Genomic DNA, 16,720 nt, shown 5'->3' with positions numbered 1-16,720 from the left:
ACCGCCTCTTCAGCGCTGACGAAGCAGATTGGCTTCCGCCTCCGCCAGCTGGGTATAATTCGGAACCAGCGTATGTAGCTCGTCATATTCCTGACGAAGCAGCTTATCCGCCCCAAGGCGGCCAACCCATTTTCCTTCCAGTTCATAAGGCACGATACGAAGCTCGCTCCATGCACGCAAGCACTCGGCTGTTTCGGCGTGAACCGCCGTTTCACCGACGAGCCAAATCACCGCAGGACGCTCCTCGGCAGGCAAAACCTCCAAACGTTGCAGCAAATCATCGGTCCACGCAGTCATCAACCGGATGGCATCCGGCTCTAACCGCTGCGGGCTACCGATGTCTTTAACTGTATTTGTGGCGAACAGCCCCGTGTACACCTGACCGCGGCGCGCATCCAGCACAGGTACAATCCAATCTGCTGCCTGCGCCCCGGGCAAGTCGTTATTCACAGACTCCTGTTTACCTTCTTGCCCCTTCAGCTCGATACCACGGTTCCAACCACCCCACGCCAAAGCGTGCAAAGTGGAAATGGATGTCACCGGAACGCCCCAGGCCCAAGCTAGTGTTTTGGCTGCGGTCACCGCGATTCGGATACCGGTGTAAGATCCCGGTCCAACCCCTACTGCAAGACCGTCCACATCATCGCGTGTCAGTCCTGCTTCGCTCAAGAGCCGTTCCAGCTCGGTAATGACATGCACCGAGTGATTGCGTTCGCCAAAAACGTTACTTTCTCCCAGCAGCTCTTTTCCGTTCATTAGGGCGGCCGCCATTACGGTCGTCGCTGTATCTAACGTCAAAAACCGCTCACGCGGCTTTTCATTTACATCTGTATGCTCTCTTTGCATGGTTCAAACTCCATTCTCCCGCAAAATGCGGCACCATTGTTCATAAGGCTCGCCGTACCCGGTCAGGTGAATCAAGCGCTCCCCTACATCCGTTGTTTCTATATACATGTGAAGCCGCTGATCCGGCAACATATCCGGTATAATACTACCCCATTCCACCAGACATACTCCTGTCCCATAAAAATATTCGTCCAGTCCAAGATCCTCCGCCTCGTCTTGGGAAATCCGGTATACATCCATATGATACAAAGGCAATCGGCCCTCGTACTCCTTAATGAGAGTAAAGGTTGGACTATTTACGATACCCGGTACACCTAAATGGCTGGCAAAAGCCTTGGAAAAAGCAGTCTTGCCCGCTCCCAGATCTCCGTCCAGCACAATCACGGTTCCGGGAACCGCTTGGGCTGCCAAAAAGCCTGCTAATGTCCCAGTCTGTGCCTCTGAGACAGAACGGAATACAAACTGTTCCTGCGAAATTGTCATATCTTTTAATCACCTTTCGTCCGAATCGGACCGTTCCAACTTGTTCTTTATTATATAGTTCACCTTATGTCGCCGCAAGGCATGAAGACATGCTATTGTAAGTTAAGTGTTACACACAAGGAGGGAATCAAACTGATGGGACAAACCGTTTTACTCTTGATTGATGTTCAGCAGGCAATGTTCATGTATGATGAGAAGCTGTATCGTGAGCAGGAAGTTGTAGCGCATTTACAGCAGCTTTTGACCGAAGCCAGAACTATCGGCACACCAGTAATTTTCGTGCAGCATACCGATGAAGCGGATGAGGATTTCCGGGAAAACAGTGTAGGCTGGGCCATCGCCGACGTGGTGCGTCCTCTTCCTCATGAACGAATTGTCCGAAAATCATCCTGGGACAGCTTCTACCAAACTGAATTGCGTGATGTGCTCCAGGAATTGGGGGCGGAACAGCTGATTATTGCCGGGATGCAGACTGAATTTTGTCTCGACACGACTTGCCGAAGCGCCTATAGTCTGGGATACCAGAACAACGTGCTCGTATCGGATGCGCATAGTACATTTGATAGCAAGGTACTAAGCGGCGAACAAATCGTAGCTCATCACAATGCCGTGCTAGGTAATCGTTTTGCACGTTTGCTCACAACGGCAGATGTACATTTTTCGTGAAATGTAGAAGTGAATTTTTTACGTTCCAAGCCGATTGCTTTCAAGCAGGTCGGCTTCTTTTTTTGTTCACGCGAGCAAATAAAAAACACTGACGTTATAACGTCAATGCTATAGGTGGCTCAGTCTTATATGGATTTATGTTTATCCGAATTCCAAATGTATTCATTTTGATTGGCAACTTGCCTAGCTTTTTTAGATGCTATAAGTCAGGTTACAAATTTACATATAAAGGGATTTCCTCCCCTGCGATGATCTAAATGATTTGCTAAGAAATTATTTTCACAGGTTGATTTGAAATTTCATATTTAACATAAAATTCAATTTTTGATCACAATTTTCAGAAAGATCAAGAAATTAACAGAAAACATTAGGATGGCCTATTTATTGTGGAAGATATGGCTCTATATTTGGATATATGTAAAGATTTGAACATTGAGCAAAATCTGTATTAGAACTATGATAATTCTGGTTTTAATTTCCAGCAACGAAAGAAGGCGATCGGACCGTCACACTCACTGTCTTAGGCACCATGATATGCCCGCATGTAAATGTATCTTGCAGTTTCTACGTTTCGTAGGTTAGGACCGGAAAGTATGAATTGAAGTGCAGTCATGGATGTATTGTGTCTCGAACACAGCGAAAGGAATGTGAGTTTTTATGAAAAAAGTAGCTATAGTAAGCCCGTTGAGAACAGCGGTCGGTTCTTTTAACAAAACCCTTGCGCCTCTAAGCGCTCCTGAATTGGGAGCAACCGTGATGACAGCATGCCTGCAGCAAAGTAAATTGGAGCCTTCTTTGATTGATCAAATTTTTATGGGAAATGTTCTTCAAGCGGGCAATGGTCAAAATCCTGCCAGACAGGCGGCACTAAAAGCGGGTATCCCCATTGATGTACCCGAATCAACGATAAACACGGTTTGCGGTTCAGGACTTCATGCCGTCGCGTTAGCTTACGATTCAATATTGGCGGAGCAAGGAAACATCGTCTTGGCTGGAGGCATGGAGAGCATGTCGAACGCCCCTTATCTGCTAAAAAATGCAAGAAACGGCTATAAGCTTGGCAACGGTGAATTGGTAGACTCCCTGGTGGCTGACGGCCTAACATGCCCAATCAACCATTACCATATGGGAATTACTGCCGAAAATGTTGCCGAAAAATATGGAATCTCAAGACTGGAGCAAGATTCATTCGCCTATGAAAGCCAGATAAAGGCTTTCGAAGCAAAAAACAACAAGTTTTTTGAAGAGCAAATTGTTCCGGTCATGATCAAAAACAAAAAAGAAACTACTTATTTCACAGAAGACGAACACATAAGAGGAAATACGACGAAAGAAAAACTTTCAAACTTGAAGCCTGCGTTTAAAGAGGACGGAACGGTTACTGCCGGAAATGCTTCGGGAATCAATGATGGTGCGGCAGCTATGTTAGTCGTGTCGGAAGATAAATGTAAGGAACATGCGTTAAAGCCGTTGGCATATATCAAGGGTTATTCGCTTGTTGGTGTTGACCCTGCATATATGGGAATGGGACCGGTAAAAGCCATTTCGTCACTGCTGAAGAAACAGGGAATGTCGATTGATGACATTGATCTCTTTGAAATTAATGAAGCGTTCGCTGCACAAGCACTAGCGGTGCAAAAAGAGCTGGGAGTCAGTCCGGAAAAGGTCAATGTCAATGGCGGCGCGATCGCAATCGGTCATCCTGTTGGTGCAAGCGGTGCTAGGGTATTGGTTACGTTAGTTCATGAAATGGTGCGCAGATCTTCACGTTACGGCGTAGTCTCGTTATGCATCGGAACGGGAATGGGAATAGCAATGCTGGTTGAAAATGCACTCATTTAAAGTTCGTTTTCAATGATTGTTGAAATACCTCTTAAAAAGGAAGGGAGATCGCTATGAATCAAAAAGATGTACTTTCACTTCAATCCATGCCTGCGGCCAGCGGCAGTTATGGACGCCCGCCATGCCGCTTCATCAACCGGGAATTCTTCATTATTACCTATGAATCCGATCCCGCTGCGATAAGACAGGCGGTCCCGGAACCACTTCAGCCAGATGGAAGTAATACGGTCTCCTATGAATGGATCAAAATGCCCGATTCATCCGGTTTGGGAAGCTATGAGGAAAGCGGTATTGTCATTCCGTGTACTTTTCAGGGAGAACCGTGTAATTTTGTTGCCCAAATGTATTTGGATAATGCACCTGCTATTCTGGGGGGACGTGAAATCTGGGGATTTCCGAAAAAATGGGCGAAGCCTCGCCTGGTCGTTGAGGATACAGAGACGCTGACGGGTACATTGCATTACAATAACGTCCTGGTAGCTATGGGAACCACCCCTTTCAAATATAACGTGCTTGATGAAAAGGAAACGGCTAAAGCCATCGCAAAAACGCAAGTTAATTTAAAATTAATTCCTGATGTGGACGGCACTCCTAAAATTGCTCAGCTAGTGGCATATAATCTTGAAAATATTACTGTAAAAGGAGCCTGGTCAGGGCCTGCTAGATTAAGCTTGATCCCCCATGTCAATGCTCCTGTGGCAGATTTGCCGGTTAAAACTTATGTTGGCGGAAAACATTTTATTGCCGATTTAACGCTTCCATATGGAAGAGTCCTATACGATTATCTCCAATAAAGTTTGCTTTCCTAAAAATAGATAAGGAGACGGAACCATGAATAAAAAAGTAAACTCCGCTGAAGAAGCAATTAAGAAAATTAAAGACGGAGACACGGTGATGGTTGGGGGTTTTATGCAAGGAGGCATTCCGGAGGAGCTGGTGCGTGCGCTTGTCGACTCAAATTCCGCTGATAATCTTACGATCATTTCCAATGACACAGGCACACCGGAATTATCTATTTATAGACTTGTGAAAAGTGGCAGAGTCAAGCGGATTTTTGCATCCTATATCGGCTCCAATCCGGAAACGGGAAGACTCCTGATGACGAAAGAAGCGGATGTTCAACTCTTCCCGCAAGGGACGCTCGCTGAAAAAATACGCGCAGGCGGAGCTGGTTTGGGTGGTATTTTAACCCCCGTAGGTGTAGGCACCATTGTAGAGGAAGGAAAAAAGAAAATCAAAATTGACGAAAGAGAATATCTGCTCGAACTACCGCTCAAAGCCGATGTGGCGCTTATCAGAGCCCATAAAGCTGATGAAGCAGGGAACCTTGTCATCAACGGCTCTTCACGCAACTTCAATTTGGTGATGGCTACCGCAGCCGAGTATGTAGTTGCTCAGACAGACGAATACGTGAAAGCGGGGGAAATCGACCCCAATCATATCAACGTTCCCGGAATATTTGTCGACGCGATTGTAAAGGTGGGTGGAGATAATGAATAATAGAGAATTGATTATTAGAAGAATAGCCCAAGAATTCAAAGATGGTGAAGTGGTTAATCTTGGTATTGGATTGCCTACAATGGCGGTGGACTACATCCCCGAAAACGTTAATATTATGCTGCAGGCGGAGAACGGAATCGTCGGCGTTGGCCCCAAAGCAGCTCCGGGAAAAGAAAGACTCGATTGTATCGATTCAGGCGGAAACTACGTTACAACCGTGAAAGGAGCCTGCTTTATTGACAGTGCGCTTTCATTTTCCATCATACGTGGAGGGCATGTGGACGTCACCGTTTTGGGTGCCCTGGAGGTCGATGAAAAAGGCAACCTTGCAAACTGGATGATCCCCGGGAAAAAGGTGCCAGGCATGGGTGGGGCCATGGATTTGGTGGTTGGAGCCAAGAGAGTGATTGTAGCCATGGAGCATGTGAACAAAAATGGGGCGCCGAAAATACTGAAACAATGCAAACTGCCCCTAACCGCTGTAAATGTGGTAAAGACCATTGTAACCGAAAAAGGTGTCATTGATGTTATACCGGGTAAAGGGCTGATGCTCAAGGAAATTGCTCCAGGTTTGTCGGTGGAAGATGTTCAAATGGCGACAGAGGCTGAGTTGATGGTTTCTACACATTTAAAGACCATTGCAGTGTAAAAAAACCGTTCCACCTTCAAATTAACTTGTCTGGCGTTTAACTTGTCCTCACAATCGCATTCATTATATAAAATAAGGTTCGCTAATTGCTCATTGAGCAATTGCGAGCCTTTTTAGGTTGGATTCCTCTCTCCTATTGTTCTTCCAGTCGATCTACACGAACGGTTTGTGTATCACCAGGTCTGCTGCCGATCTGTACCGTTGCCATACCATTCGCTTCATCTACATGCTCAATCCAAATCGGTTTGCCATCCAATTGGACGGCAATCGTTTCGGATGAATCATAAATGGCTTTTGCTCGTTCCACGTTCATGCTGTTCTCCTCCTACTCTTTTTTTGTGCAAAATTCAAAATATAGGTCACCTAGTCTTCGTCTATAATCCGTTCCACATCCAATGAAGGAAAGCTATGAGAAGGCGATGTTGAAACTACCGCCTCCATATCCACATGAGCAACAGCTACGGGAAAAGGCTGCGGCGTTCCATGTGAAAGAGCAAACTCGGGCGGCAATGCATCCTGTTCGCCTCCAGCAGGCCCTCGAAAGGCAATGTGACTTTGCCCCACACGATGACTGATCTGCTGAGGATAGGGTTTTCTAGGCATCAGTTGTATACCTCCTTTTGAATCGGATATGGCTTAACATTCACCAAAAAAACCGAAACCATGCGCAAGTGAAAGCAATTCGAGCCTTCATTTGCATCTCATACAATCTTTTGTACGAAGCATACTAAGTGAAAAATGAAATGCTCACAGCCCGGGTGCCCGGAATCGAAATATGAAATATGAGGATTAAAAAAAGGAGGACTGGCGGTATGCATACGGTCTGGAAAGGCGCGATCAGCTTCGGGCTGGTTCATGTGCCAGTTAAAATGTTCTCAGCAACTGAGGACAAGGACATTTCCATGCGTTATATTCACAAGGAGTGTGGGAGTCCACTAAGCTATGTACGGAAGTGCCCTGTTTGTGATAAGGAGGTTGAATGGGAGGAAATTGGAAAAGGGTACGAATATGAAAAAGGAAAATTTGTCATGTTCGACAAGGAAGAACTGGAGCAAGTTAGCGGACAAGCCGATAAAAATATCGTAATTTTGGACTTTGTGGATTTACAGGAAATTGATCCGATCTACTTTCAAAAAACGTATTATTTGTCCCCGGATCAGGCTGGCTCGAATGCGTATAAGCTACTCATGAATGCAATGAAAGATACCGGGAAAATCGGGATTGCCCAAATCTCCATCCGCTCAAAAAGTAGTCTGGCAGCCATTCGCGTGCTGGATGAATGCTTGGCGGTGGAGACCATGTTTTATCCGGACGAAATCCGTCCCATTGCTCAAGTTCCCAACTTACCTGGACAGGAGGAGGTTAAAGAGAAAGAGCTGACCATGGCAAAAATGCTGATTGAGCAGCTATCTACCCCTTTTGATGCAGCAAAGTATACGGATCAGTATCGCGAACGTCTGCTGGATCTTATCCAGCATAAAGTGGCTGGTGAAGAGGTGCGAATTGCCCCAACACAGCCTCAGACCAATGTGGTTGACTTAATGGCTGCCCTTCAAGCCAGTATTGAGGCAGTGAAGCCTGTCGTTACCGATCCTGGTCCTGCTGCGAAAAAACGTCCTACGCGTAAACCAGCAGCCGTGACAGCACAGCAGGCTGTGGCAGGCGACGCCCTCTCTCCGACTCCAGTCAAAAAGAGAAGAAGCACCACCAAACGTAAAGAAACTTAAGCTTTACAGAAAAGTCTGATTAAGGGGCGGCGCTGATACTGCTTTGATACGATAGTAGCTGACTAAACGCCCCCCGCTCCTCTTCTTCCAATTGGCGGTAGTTTCCCTGCTGTATGACCTTACCTTGATCCATTACAACAATTTGATCCGCATGTCTGATCGTTGACAGACGGTGAGCGATCACGATCAACGTCATTTGACCTTTCATCCGTTCCAATGCTGCCTGAATTGCAGCCTCATGCTCACCATCCAGCGCACTTGTCGCTTCATCCAAAATAAGTACAGGAGGATGATGCAAAATGGCCCGCGCTAATACCAGCCGTTGACGCTCTCCCCCGGACAGACGGATCCCGCGATCACCAATGACCGTGTCCAGCCCTTCAGGCAGTCTGGATACAAAGTTGTCTGCGGCTGCAAAATGTAGCGCCTCCCATAGCTGCTGTTCACTGGCATTCTTATCAGCCAGCTTTAAATTTTCGCGGACGGTCGCATGGAACAGAAATGGGTCTTGTGATACATAGCCAAAGGACTGTCGCCACAGTGGCAGCAATTCGTCGTCCAAAACATGCCCATCGATCTGAATCTGCCCACTCGTTGGACGTAAAAACCCCATCAGCACATCAACCATGGTGCTTTTACCTGCTCCTGATTTGCCTACAATGGCGGTCATTCCCCGGGCGGGTATGAACAAATTAATATGACGTAGTGCAGGTTCTGCCGCACCCTCGTAACAATAATCCAAATGGCTGCATTCTATTCCATTACGAAGGGATAGGGGTTGCCGTGCAGATATAGATGGTAGATGATATACCGATGAATCGAATGGGACAAGAGCCTTAGAAGATGTAAGCCCGATCAACGAGGGGTCTGAGAAAGCCTCGCATTCTCGTTGCACTTTGGTTACACTCTCAAAAGCAGAGATCATAGACATGATGTATTCCAGGCTCGCTTGAATAAGGGCAAACCTTGGCCATAAGCGGGAAAATATAAGGATGAGCACAATCAATCTTTCAGGTGTAACATGCAGCCACTGGAGCGACACAAATAGGACACTAACGACAAAAACAGCTGCCGCTATGCGATGAAAAAACTGCGTGGTCGCATTTTGTCGAACAAACTGAGTCGTATTATCCTCCATACGCTGTGTCAGAGATCGAAACCAATGGATATTCGCCGCTTCCAGCAGATTGCTTTTAATATCTTTCATCCCGTTCATATGATCCGTAATTCCGGCAAAATAAGCCTGTGACAGTTCAGTGGTACGATCACCTAATTGTTTGGCATTTCGGATGGAGCGACGGAACACGACAAACAACACCAGTCCACTCAAAAACACCAGCCCGGTTAAAGAAGGGGACAACCAAAAAGCCAGCGCAATCTGGATTAGCGTAAACATGACGGCTGTGGTCAGTTGAAGGAGCAAATTCGTTCCCTGACTGACACGCGCCAGCTCGGTCGTCATCACGTGGCTAAAATCAGATTTACGCTGACGCAAATAAAAAGCCCACTGCGCCTTCATAAAGGAAGTGTATACGTCTATGCGAAGGCAACGCATAAAACGCTGCTGAATCCGCGAGCTGAGAATGGACTGGTAACGCTGAAGCCAAGCCTGCCCTGTAAGCAGCACTACGAAAAGCATTAACATCCCCGGCAACAGCCAGCTTTTAGGAATGTACGGCAAAAAATAATCAAATCCATCCGACAGAAATGGCATTTCTGAATGACCACCAAATACACCGATGGCCGCCAGCATAGGAATAAGCATATAAATGCCAACACCTTCCAGTAAGCTGACGATGATCATACATCCAATATTAAGAATTAACGCCCCGCCGTTCACAGCATACAGCTTGGTCATATATATTCGCAGGTGAGTCATAATGTACACTCCTTATCGGGTCAGTGCTTTGTAAATCGCCGCTTCAGCCAAAGAAATGGACGTAAAGGAATATACAAAAAATGCAGCTGGCGAGGCAGTGGAAAAACGACTGAATCCCTCGTAGAAGGAAACAAACGGCTGATGAGATACCATAGTCTGTGTCTTGGCTCCTTTAAGGAAAGCAAGTAAGCGCGACTAACCGGCTGAGGGGTAAACGCTGTTGTTGTAGCTCCAGCAATGGCTGGACTGGGGGCGACTGTAGTAGCACCTACAGGCTTGGAAAGGCTGCTTACAGCAGTGTTCACTGTATTCCCCGGGTCACCAAGGATACTGGTGGCATCTTTCGGTATGTCAGCAGCATCCTTGACGGCGTACAGAACAGCTTCGCCTGCGGCTCCACTGGCTGAAATACCGCCACTCAAAGGGGCGGTATTCATCGACTCGGTCAAAGCTACGCTAGGCAACAGCTCTGACCGAACGAGTCTGCCTGTACCCGCCCGATTGGCAACCGGGTACGGCGCGGGGACGCTGGCCTGCATAAAGGCCAGCGCGCTCAGCGCAAGCCTGTGCGCCTGCCGGGTAGCCGATATCGGACGCATCGGCTCCGGGATCGGCGTACCCAACAGCGCAGCGGCCAGCGCCCAAGCCTGCCCGCCCGCAGGCAGGCCCCCGTAACGGCGCATTAGCGGCAGTAGCGCCCCCCAATTGACAGCGCGTACCGCAAGCCTGTCGATGTCCACTAACCAGCGCAGCCTGAACCAGCCGTGACGCGCTCCGTGTGCGCTCAAGTATAGAAATTGATGCTCGCTGCCAAGCGTATACATACAGGATGTCATCACATTCCTGTTGTCGGCAGAAGTCGCCGGTGCCATCTGACTGGCTCGAACTCCTGCGGCCTTCCCCATTTGCCGACAGTCCCAAAGCTCGTCAAAGGAGGGCTCCCGCCCTCCATCCGGATGAAGCCGCCAGTGCAACTCGATTTCTACCCTCTTTTGCAGATGTAGGAAGGAGGCATGATGATCCTTCCACTTCCAGCTACCAAGGACGCGTACTTCTCCGCTTTTGGACGCATATCCGGCTTCCTCCATCCAATGCTCCGCTTCATCCATGTCATCCGGGGCAATAAGTAAATCAATGTCTTTAGAGGTACGCAGGGAAACATCCCCGTATAATTGCTGCGCCAGAGCAGGACCCTTCAGCATCAGCACACGGATTCCATGAGCTGTGAGCAGCCTGGTCAGACGCTCGGCTTCTGCTTGAAGCTGGAGCATGCGTAGCGTGTTTCGTTGATATTGTGCCTGAAGGTTTCGCATCAATTCTGCGGGGATGAACGGGTGATTCAACGTTTTCAGCTGGAGATACACTGTAGGTACCACACGATGGTGTTCTATCAGACGCAGCAAGCGGGACCAATCCATCTCCTGCAGCTGGAAAGCAGTCGTCGTATCCTGCCATAGATTGACGTCTTTACGAAGTAGAGAGAGTAATAACGTGAATTCTTGATCCTCATTCCAATTCGCAAGTTCCAAAATAGACTTGGTAGTCATGGATTCTTCTCCTTCGATTCTTTGAACACTCTTTTTTTCTCACACTAAAACAAAGAACTGCCTTTATCCGCTGTCTTCGTATTTGTAGCTGTCCCAGCACGTCTCCCGAATATTCCCACTACGGTAAACGCCCCCATCTCCCGTTCTCCCGTAACATAGATCGGCCCACTGCGTACCCATGCATGTGCGGCCAGTTGTCCCGCAGCATTTTTGGCTGTGCCCAGATACAGTGTGCAGTCCAGTTTTCTGCGTACCAGCAACGTCATAGCGGCAGCGGCTTGTACAAGACAGCTACTGCGCCAAGGAGTATAACGGCTGGCCAAATCCACAGCTTGTGAAATGTGACGGATAGACTTCTCCTGCCCGATCTCACACTGCCAGGGAGTTTCTTCCATGCATTTTCCCCAAGCCCCCGAGTAATCTCCAAAAGAACGACGCTGGCGAAATCTCGCGCATCCCAGCTCCAGCCAGGCTTCCGGGAACAATCTCCTGACCTCTGGAGGCAAGAGAAGAAGCCGTTGTATCCGCATGTTAGTCCAACTCCCGCAGGAGTCTCAGCAATCCTTCCCGCTCCAATTCAGCTACAAAGGTATGTACCTGCTGTCTGCACTGTTCCTCGTCCACTTCATATTCATTCATCAGGACAGTTACAATATCTCCAAGTGAAGGACTGGATTCTGCCAGTTCCCAGATCCGTCCTCCGGTGAAGCCCAAATTATAATACTTTCCAGTATGAATACTCATCATCACTTTTTCTCCGTCCATATCACTTACATAGACCTCTTCACCATACGTGACGCGATAATGATCCTTAGCTAGATTAGTGGCTGCCATAACTCTTTTCCTCCTTATGAATGAGTTCAAGTACCCGTTGTACAACCTCGGACGCCGTAAAAAAGGAGCTATCCCTCAGCAGTCGCCAGCCTTCCACTTTCCGAGCCATCCGGGCCGCTGTATCAAAATACCATTCACCCAAACCCATTCGCGGAATGATCACCCTACGATATGTATGCTGTAGTAAAGTATGCAAGCACTCCAGTTTGTTCAAGGGCTGTTCCGTAACGGCCACTGGCTCCCCTTCCCGCATCAACTCACGGTTGGGAGAATCGCTCACAAGCTCGAATACGCCGCCCAGGGGAAGCGGATCGTTATAAAATTCGTCCACAGCAGGCACGGCATATTTATTGAACTCACCTGCGATCCTACGCAAATCTCGGTATTGTGCCCTTACAGGATTGTCGTCAGTTAGGGAAAGAACGTGCTTTCTTTGTCGTACATGCCTGCTCTCCCGTAGTGCCTCCAGTTGAAGCAAGCTTTCCAGCCCCAGCTTCTGCTGCGGATATGCCGGATATACGATGGCTGCGGAAGCTGTAATATTTATAGCAATCACGTCATCACTGATCATCTGATAGCCAGCCTGTCTAAAGGCAGCAGCCAGCGTCGATTTTCCCGTGCCGGATTCACCTACAAATGCGTAGGCCCGACCTCCGATGGCAACCGCACTTCCGTGAATAGGCAAAATCCGTTTTTGCAACAGTAGAACACCCATGCATGTGCCCAGTACAAACAGCCGCACGGTGTCAGGATCAGCCCCAGGTAACATACTTACCTCGATTTCCTGGCCTCCCCTGATGGCATAAATGGCCGTGCCCGGTATTAGGAACATAAAGCGTTCACCCTGCATTACAAAATTGGTCTGCTCCAGTTGGTCCCTCCATGCTGACAAATCAACCTGTCGAATGACCACATCCTCTACCAATCCCGGTTCTGCCGGGATCAGCTCAGGCAGAGTCAGCTCACTGGCAATCCTGAGTCCAAAGGCTGTATATTTCACCCAACTGATTTGGGCACTCCTGTCATGCGCGATAGGACTCACTCCCCTGTTCTTAAAATCCCGTCTTTATTTCTTCCGGTCCAACCTAACCCGAATGAAATAAAGACGGCTCGTGATCAGTAAGCTATCTGGATCTCAGCCCAACATCGGCTCATGTATAATTATCTTCCGTTAGCTCGGATTATACAGATCGGCATCATGGTCTGACACCCAATCAATCTGTTTCCAGCCTTTACCCGCCATAGTCTGGTTAATATCCAGCACCTCAATCGTCGGTTCCTGCCATTCTTTTTTACTCATCTCATCACCTCCCCTCCCACGAATGGCACGCCGTCTGATCGGTTAGATCCAAATCAGTTCAAACCACAGAGAAAACGGTACACGATCAGGCTGTGCATGAATAGTCGTATATTCGGATCGGATGCCTGGTCCGGACGGGGATGTCGGTATTTCGCCATAGCCGTCTTAATGTAGTCCATATTGAGATATTCGGCAGCTCGTAAATCATGACACATCACTTGCAGCTCTCCCATAAATGTGTCCCAGCAAGGCAGCATACGATGTAGCCAATCCGCAGGCTGTACGCCGCGTACTCGCTGGTTCAACCGAACATCATCAGGGAGATGATCACGCATAGCTTTACGAATGAGGGCACGGTCCCGGCCATTTTGTACATATTGTTCAAAAGGTACCGATAAGCAAAAGCGAATGACACGGCTGTCCCCGGTCGGATCACGTTCCCACAGGCCATAACGAAGTGAAAGTTTGGTCGCCATGACACCATTTTTGTTGGCAATCGCCAAATTTGAAAACTTCTCTTTTCTTGTCTGATCGGCATTTTTCCTCCAGCCAGTTCCACTCAATACGGGAATATCTTCTACATTCATCCGCTTGGCAAACTCCGGGTGAATCAGTGAAGGAATCGGACTTTGCTTGCCACGTCCCCACCATGTGCGAGCGTCAAGTGAGGTGGCTTTTTTCAACATCACGGGCAGTAAATGAGACATACGACTGCCTGTAAGCTTGCTATACCGCCTAACTCCCTGCCAAGATTGCAGCCAATGCAAACGGCGAAACTGACGGGCATAATAGTCCAGTGCAGGCCCCCACGATACGGTAAAATTGCCCCGTGCCCCAGTCAACAGAACTCCGACATTATGTTCCTGTGCTTTCTCATAAAAACCTCTAATCCAGAAGGAGTTTTCAAAATATTTGTAGGGAGCCTCCATCAACTCCAGCCAAATATCAATTTCAGAAAACGGACTTTTCCCCTCAAAATCCATATAATTTTCACGAATGTTGCCCACATAGCGAGCCGTGGACTGAATATAGCTGCGTTCGTTCGCCAGCAATGTAGGCGGTGTCCAATCTGTAAAATCTTGAACAGGTACATAGCTGTAGGCATGTAGCGGCTTGTGTTGTAAGTGCAGCGCTGGTGCGGCAAAGCTGGCAACCGCTCCGGAATCCAATCCCCCACTCAGGGCAGCCCCTACAGCGCGATGCGTCCGTAATCGGGCAGTTACCGCCTGGGAGAATACCTCGCGGAAAGCTTCTATGTATTCGCCACCTGTTTTGAGCCGCAACGGCTCTACCTCATCCAGACATGCATATTTACAGAGCGATTGCTTTCCCTCTTCCATAGTGAACCAATGTGCAGGAGGTAGCTGGTTGATATGCTTGTAGGCGGTTGTCCCGATATCGACGGATTCCTGCATTGCACGGATCGATAAGAATTCGGCCAGCCATGGTTCATGCAGTTCTTTTCGCAGAGAGGACAGAACCAATAGCGGAGCGACTACCGTGCTAAACGCAAATCCTCCGTCATGTTGGTAGGTGTACAGCGTACGATTGCCTGTCATATCTCTAGCACCATATAACCGATGTTTCTTAGCATCCCAAATGACAAAGGCAAAATCACCTATCAGATAGCTTGCTGCATTTACACCCCATTTGTCATATGCCAGCAAAATCAGCTCGCTGTCCGTGATACCTTGCCGCTGCCCCTGCTCAATTGCCAGCCGTTCAAACAGCTCAGAACGATTGTCAATGATCGCATCGGCCGTGATGGCCAAATCTCTTAGCTCATCATAAAAGGGAAGACGCTCATGAACAGATTCTGGGGTCACATGCTGGGCATGACATCCCAAAAAAATCGAACCTTCACACCAAGCGCACACGCGGTCAGCGGGATATTTTTGCAGAGTTTGCATCATTTTTTCGCCTTCTTCAGCATATACAGACTCATGCCCAAATCTATAGATTCCGGCAATTGCACTCACGTTCTCCCCCCTTTTCTTTTCCGATACTTGATAATACTTCAGACGCCCAGCGCCCGAACTTACGGGCCAATAAATGGGACCGGAATCCTTGGCTTGGGCGCTGATAGCTTTGGAGCTGCGCGATCAGCCGGTTCCGTTCCTCAAAGCTATGTGCTAGTCTGTTTTCCAGTGATTGAATTCGTCGATCACTCACGATCTGTGCCATATCCATCCTTGCCGGGTTGTGAGGTGCAGCACGACAGGTTGCATTTGTCATGAATTCTTTGTTATCTGCATCCCGATCTTCCAGCATCCGATAAGCTGCCTTCCATTCAAAGCCACTTTGTTGGAGGAACTGGTGTGTACGTCGACTCAACAGCTCTACATCCGGGTCATCCTCAAAGCGGACTCCCGTCAACTGCTCAGCCTGTTCCAGCGCTTCCCCGTAACCAAGCTGCCTAAACAAGCGAGCTCCAATACTTCTGCAATACAGTTCAATTTCCATTGTACTCAACAGATGTTGCCAACTATGTACCGAATTCTGATGCGCCTGTTCATGCTCCATGACAAACGGATCACCCGCTCCCATGCTATAAAAAAGATTGGATTGGGGCGTATCCGCAAAGTTCCCGTACCTTTCCATCCCCGGCTCATAATGGATCTTTAGAAAATGACACAGCTTCTCAATCTCCATCCTTGGATTGGCTACGAGCTGTTCATACATCAGTGGGTATGCAAGTGGATGAGGTGTGGCAAAATAATGAGCGTACCGGAACAAACCAACCGTAATATCTGTCATTTTCATATTAAAATGCGGACTTCCCAGTTCCTTCAGCAGGTGAAATTTCCCATTTCGGAGCTGATTGACCTTTTTAAACGAGGCCACGATGGACAAAGGATTGCGGATAAGCCACACTCGACGGGCAGCCGGGAACAAACGGTCTACAAATTCAAGCACTGTATAGTAACGCGGTGATTTGTCGATAAGCATATCAGCGGTCGTCCCTTGAAGCAGGCCATTATATATTTCAAGTGCATACGAACGAGCGGCCTGCTCCAATACATGTGGAGGGACCATACCTTTAAAAAATTGCCGGAGTATTCCTGTTCCTCCATATGGCCGTGCATGTGACTGAGGAAGATCATATAAACTGAGCAGAAACCACATTTCCTGCGTGGCAAACAGACGGGAATGGTTTTGCAAAATGGCGGTTAGCAGCGAGCTTCCACTTCGAGGGACACTCAACAGAAATACTAGCTTTCCGCCCTGCTTTTCAATCAAGCACACTCCTCCTCTACCTCTGCTCAAGACGTTTTAATAGATACATATCGTATTTTTATTATAATTTATGATACATAATGTATCTTGTCAATCCCCTTGATGGATAAATTCTGTGCTGCACGCTCATGTTAAACCTTATGTAGATGTAGAAGTGCAGCCAGTTGTCTGTAAATAATGATCTTGCTGCATGTTAACCAAAGGAGCATA

The 16,720-nt window shown here is 48.0% G+C and carries 18 protein-coding genes; 6 read left to right on the top strand and 12 right to left on the bottom strand.

What is annotated here, in order from left to right:
* Positions 1–9: 9 nt before the first annotated feature.
* Both tsaB and tsaE read right to left on the bottom strand, forming a co-directional pair.
* Positions 10–846, bottom strand: a complete 837-nt coding sequence (gene tsaB / locus EGM68_RS06500) for a tRNA (adenosine(37)-N6)-threonylcarbamoyltransferase complex dimerization subunit type 1 TsaB (protein WP_129548864.1) — start codon at positions 844–846, stop codon at positions 10–12.
* 3 nt (positions 847–849) lie between these two features.
* Complete coding sequence (gene tsaE, locus EGM68_RS06495; protein WP_013369870.1) at positions 850–1,329, bottom strand: tRNA (adenosine(37)-N6)-threonylcarbamoyltransferase complex ATPase subunit type 1 TsaE; 480 nt, start codon at positions 1,327–1,329, stop codon at positions 850–852.
* A 135-nt stretch (positions 1,330–1,464) separates the two neighbouring features.
* Here tsaE and EGM68_RS06490 point away from each other — a divergent pair, with 135 nt between their 5' ends.
* From EGM68_RS06490 to EGM68_RS06470, 5 genes are all read left to right on the top strand, one after another.
* On the top strand, positions 1,465–1,995 hold the full coding sequence (locus EGM68_RS06490) for a cysteine hydrolase family protein (RefSeq protein WP_013369869.1): 531 nt from the start codon (positions 1,465–1,467) through the stop codon (positions 1,993–1,995).
* Positions 1,996–2,652: 657 nt separating this feature from the next.
* On the top strand, positions 2,653–3,837 hold the full coding sequence (locus tag EGM68_RS06485) for an acetyl-CoA C-acetyltransferase (RefSeq protein ID WP_013369868.1): 1,185 nt from the start codon (positions 2,653–2,655) through the stop codon (positions 3,835–3,837).
* Positions 3,838–3,890: 53 nt separating this feature from the next.
* Entirely contained in the window at positions 3,891–4,631 is a 741-nt protein-coding gene (locus EGM68_RS06480; protein ID WP_013369867.1) for an acetoacetate decarboxylase, read from the top strand.
* A 37-nt stretch (positions 4,632–4,668) separates the two neighbouring features.
* Positions 4,669–5,337: a CoA transferase subunit A gene (locus tag EGM68_RS06475; protein ID WP_013369866.1), complete on the top strand. Its 669-nt coding sequence runs from the start codon at positions 4,669–4,671 to the stop codon at positions 5,335–5,337.
* Positions 5,330–5,986: a 3-oxoacid CoA-transferase subunit B gene (locus EGM68_RS06470; RefSeq protein WP_129548863.1), complete on the top strand. Its 657-nt coding sequence runs from the start codon at positions 5,330–5,332 to the stop codon at positions 5,984–5,986. The genes EGM68_RS06475 and EGM68_RS06470 overlap by 8 nt, the downstream gene beginning before the upstream one ends.
* A 133-nt stretch (positions 5,987–6,119) precedes the next feature.
* Here the strand turns inward: EGM68_RS06470 and EGM68_RS06465 are convergent, their stop codons facing one another.
* Together EGM68_RS06465 and EGM68_RS06460 are read right to left on the bottom strand one after the other, a co-directional pair.
* A complete protein-coding gene (locus EGM68_RS06465) occupies positions 6,120–6,299 on the bottom strand; it encodes an H-type small acid-soluble spore protein (protein WP_013369864.1) in 180 nt (59 codons plus the stop codon).
* 50 nt (positions 6,300–6,349) lie between these two features.
* Positions 6,350–6,589 (bottom strand): hypothetical protein, encoded by a 240-nt coding sequence (locus EGM68_RS06460; RefSeq protein WP_058829132.1) that lies wholly within the window; start codon positions 6,587–6,589, stop codon positions 6,350–6,352.
* A gap of 209 nt (positions 6,590–6,798) precedes the next feature.
* Here EGM68_RS06460 and ku point away from each other — a divergent pair, with 209 nt between their 5' ends.
* Positions 6,799–7,713, top strand: coding sequence for a non-homologous end joining protein Ku (gene ku, locus EGM68_RS06455; protein WP_013369862.1), 915 nt, complete (start codon positions 6,799–6,801; stop codon positions 7,711–7,713).
* A 19-nt stretch (positions 7,714–7,732) separates the two neighbouring features.
* Here the strand turns inward: ku and EGM68_RS06450 are convergent, their stop codons facing one another.
* The 8 genes from EGM68_RS06450 to EGM68_RS06415 all read right to left on the bottom strand — a co-directional run bounded on the left by EGM68_RS06450 (position 7,733) and on the right by EGM68_RS06415 (position 16,513).
* On the bottom strand, positions 7,733–9,592 hold the full coding sequence (locus EGM68_RS06450) for an ABC transporter ATP-binding protein (RefSeq protein ID WP_129548862.1): 1,860 nt from the start codon (positions 9,590–9,592) through the stop codon (positions 7,733–7,735).
* 20 nt (positions 9,593–9,612) lie between these two features.
* On the bottom strand, positions 9,613–11,139 hold the full coding sequence (locus EGM68_RS06445; RefSeq protein ID WP_129548861.1) for a nucleotidyltransferase domain-containing protein: 1,527 nt from the start codon (positions 11,137–11,139) through the stop codon (positions 9,613–9,615).
* 44 nt (positions 11,140–11,183) lie between these two features.
* The gene (locus tag EGM68_RS06440) at positions 11,184–11,669 is read right to left on the bottom strand and encodes a lasso peptide biosynthesis B2 protein (RefSeq protein ID WP_013369859.1); all 486 of its coding nucleotides are present in this window, start codon (positions 11,667–11,669) and stop codon (positions 11,184–11,186) included.
* A 1-nt stretch (position 11,670) separates the two neighbouring features.
* Positions 11,671–11,973 (bottom strand): lasso peptide biosynthesis PqqD family chaperone, encoded by a 303-nt coding sequence (locus EGM68_RS06435; RefSeq protein WP_129548860.1) that lies wholly within the window; start codon positions 11,971–11,973, stop codon positions 11,671–11,673.
* Positions 11,960–13,015, bottom strand: coding sequence for a serine kinase (locus EGM68_RS06430; protein ID WP_129548859.1), 1,056 nt, complete (start codon positions 13,013–13,015; stop codon positions 11,960–11,962). The genes EGM68_RS06435 and EGM68_RS06430 overlap by 14 nt, the downstream gene beginning before the upstream one ends.
* A 129-nt stretch (positions 13,016–13,144) precedes the next feature.
* Positions 13,145–13,273 (bottom strand): paeninodin family lasso peptide, encoded by a 129-nt coding sequence (locus EGM68_RS06425; protein WP_013369856.1) that lies wholly within the window; start codon positions 13,271–13,273, stop codon positions 13,145–13,147.
* Between the two features lie 53 nt (positions 13,274–13,326).
* Positions 13,327–15,252 carry an asparagine synthase-related protein gene (locus EGM68_RS06420; RefSeq protein ID WP_129548858.1) on the bottom strand — a complete coding sequence of 642 codons (1,926 nt, stop codon included), beginning with the start codon at positions 15,250–15,252 and terminating at the stop codon, positions 13,327–13,329.
* Positions 15,227–16,513, bottom strand: a complete 1,287-nt coding sequence (locus tag EGM68_RS06415; RefSeq protein ID WP_129548857.1) for a sulfotransferase family protein — start codon at positions 16,511–16,513, stop codon at positions 15,227–15,229. The genes EGM68_RS06420 and EGM68_RS06415 overlap by 26 nt, the downstream gene beginning before the upstream one ends.
* Positions 16,514–16,720: the final 207 nt, after the last annotated feature.

The organism is Paenibacillus sp. M-152, from assembly GCF_003856555.1.
Classification (GTDB): domain Bacteria; phylum Bacillota; class Bacilli; order Paenibacillales; family Paenibacillaceae; genus Paenibacillus; species Paenibacillus polymyxa_C.
This window is presented reverse-complemented; position numbering and strand designations above follow the sequence as displayed.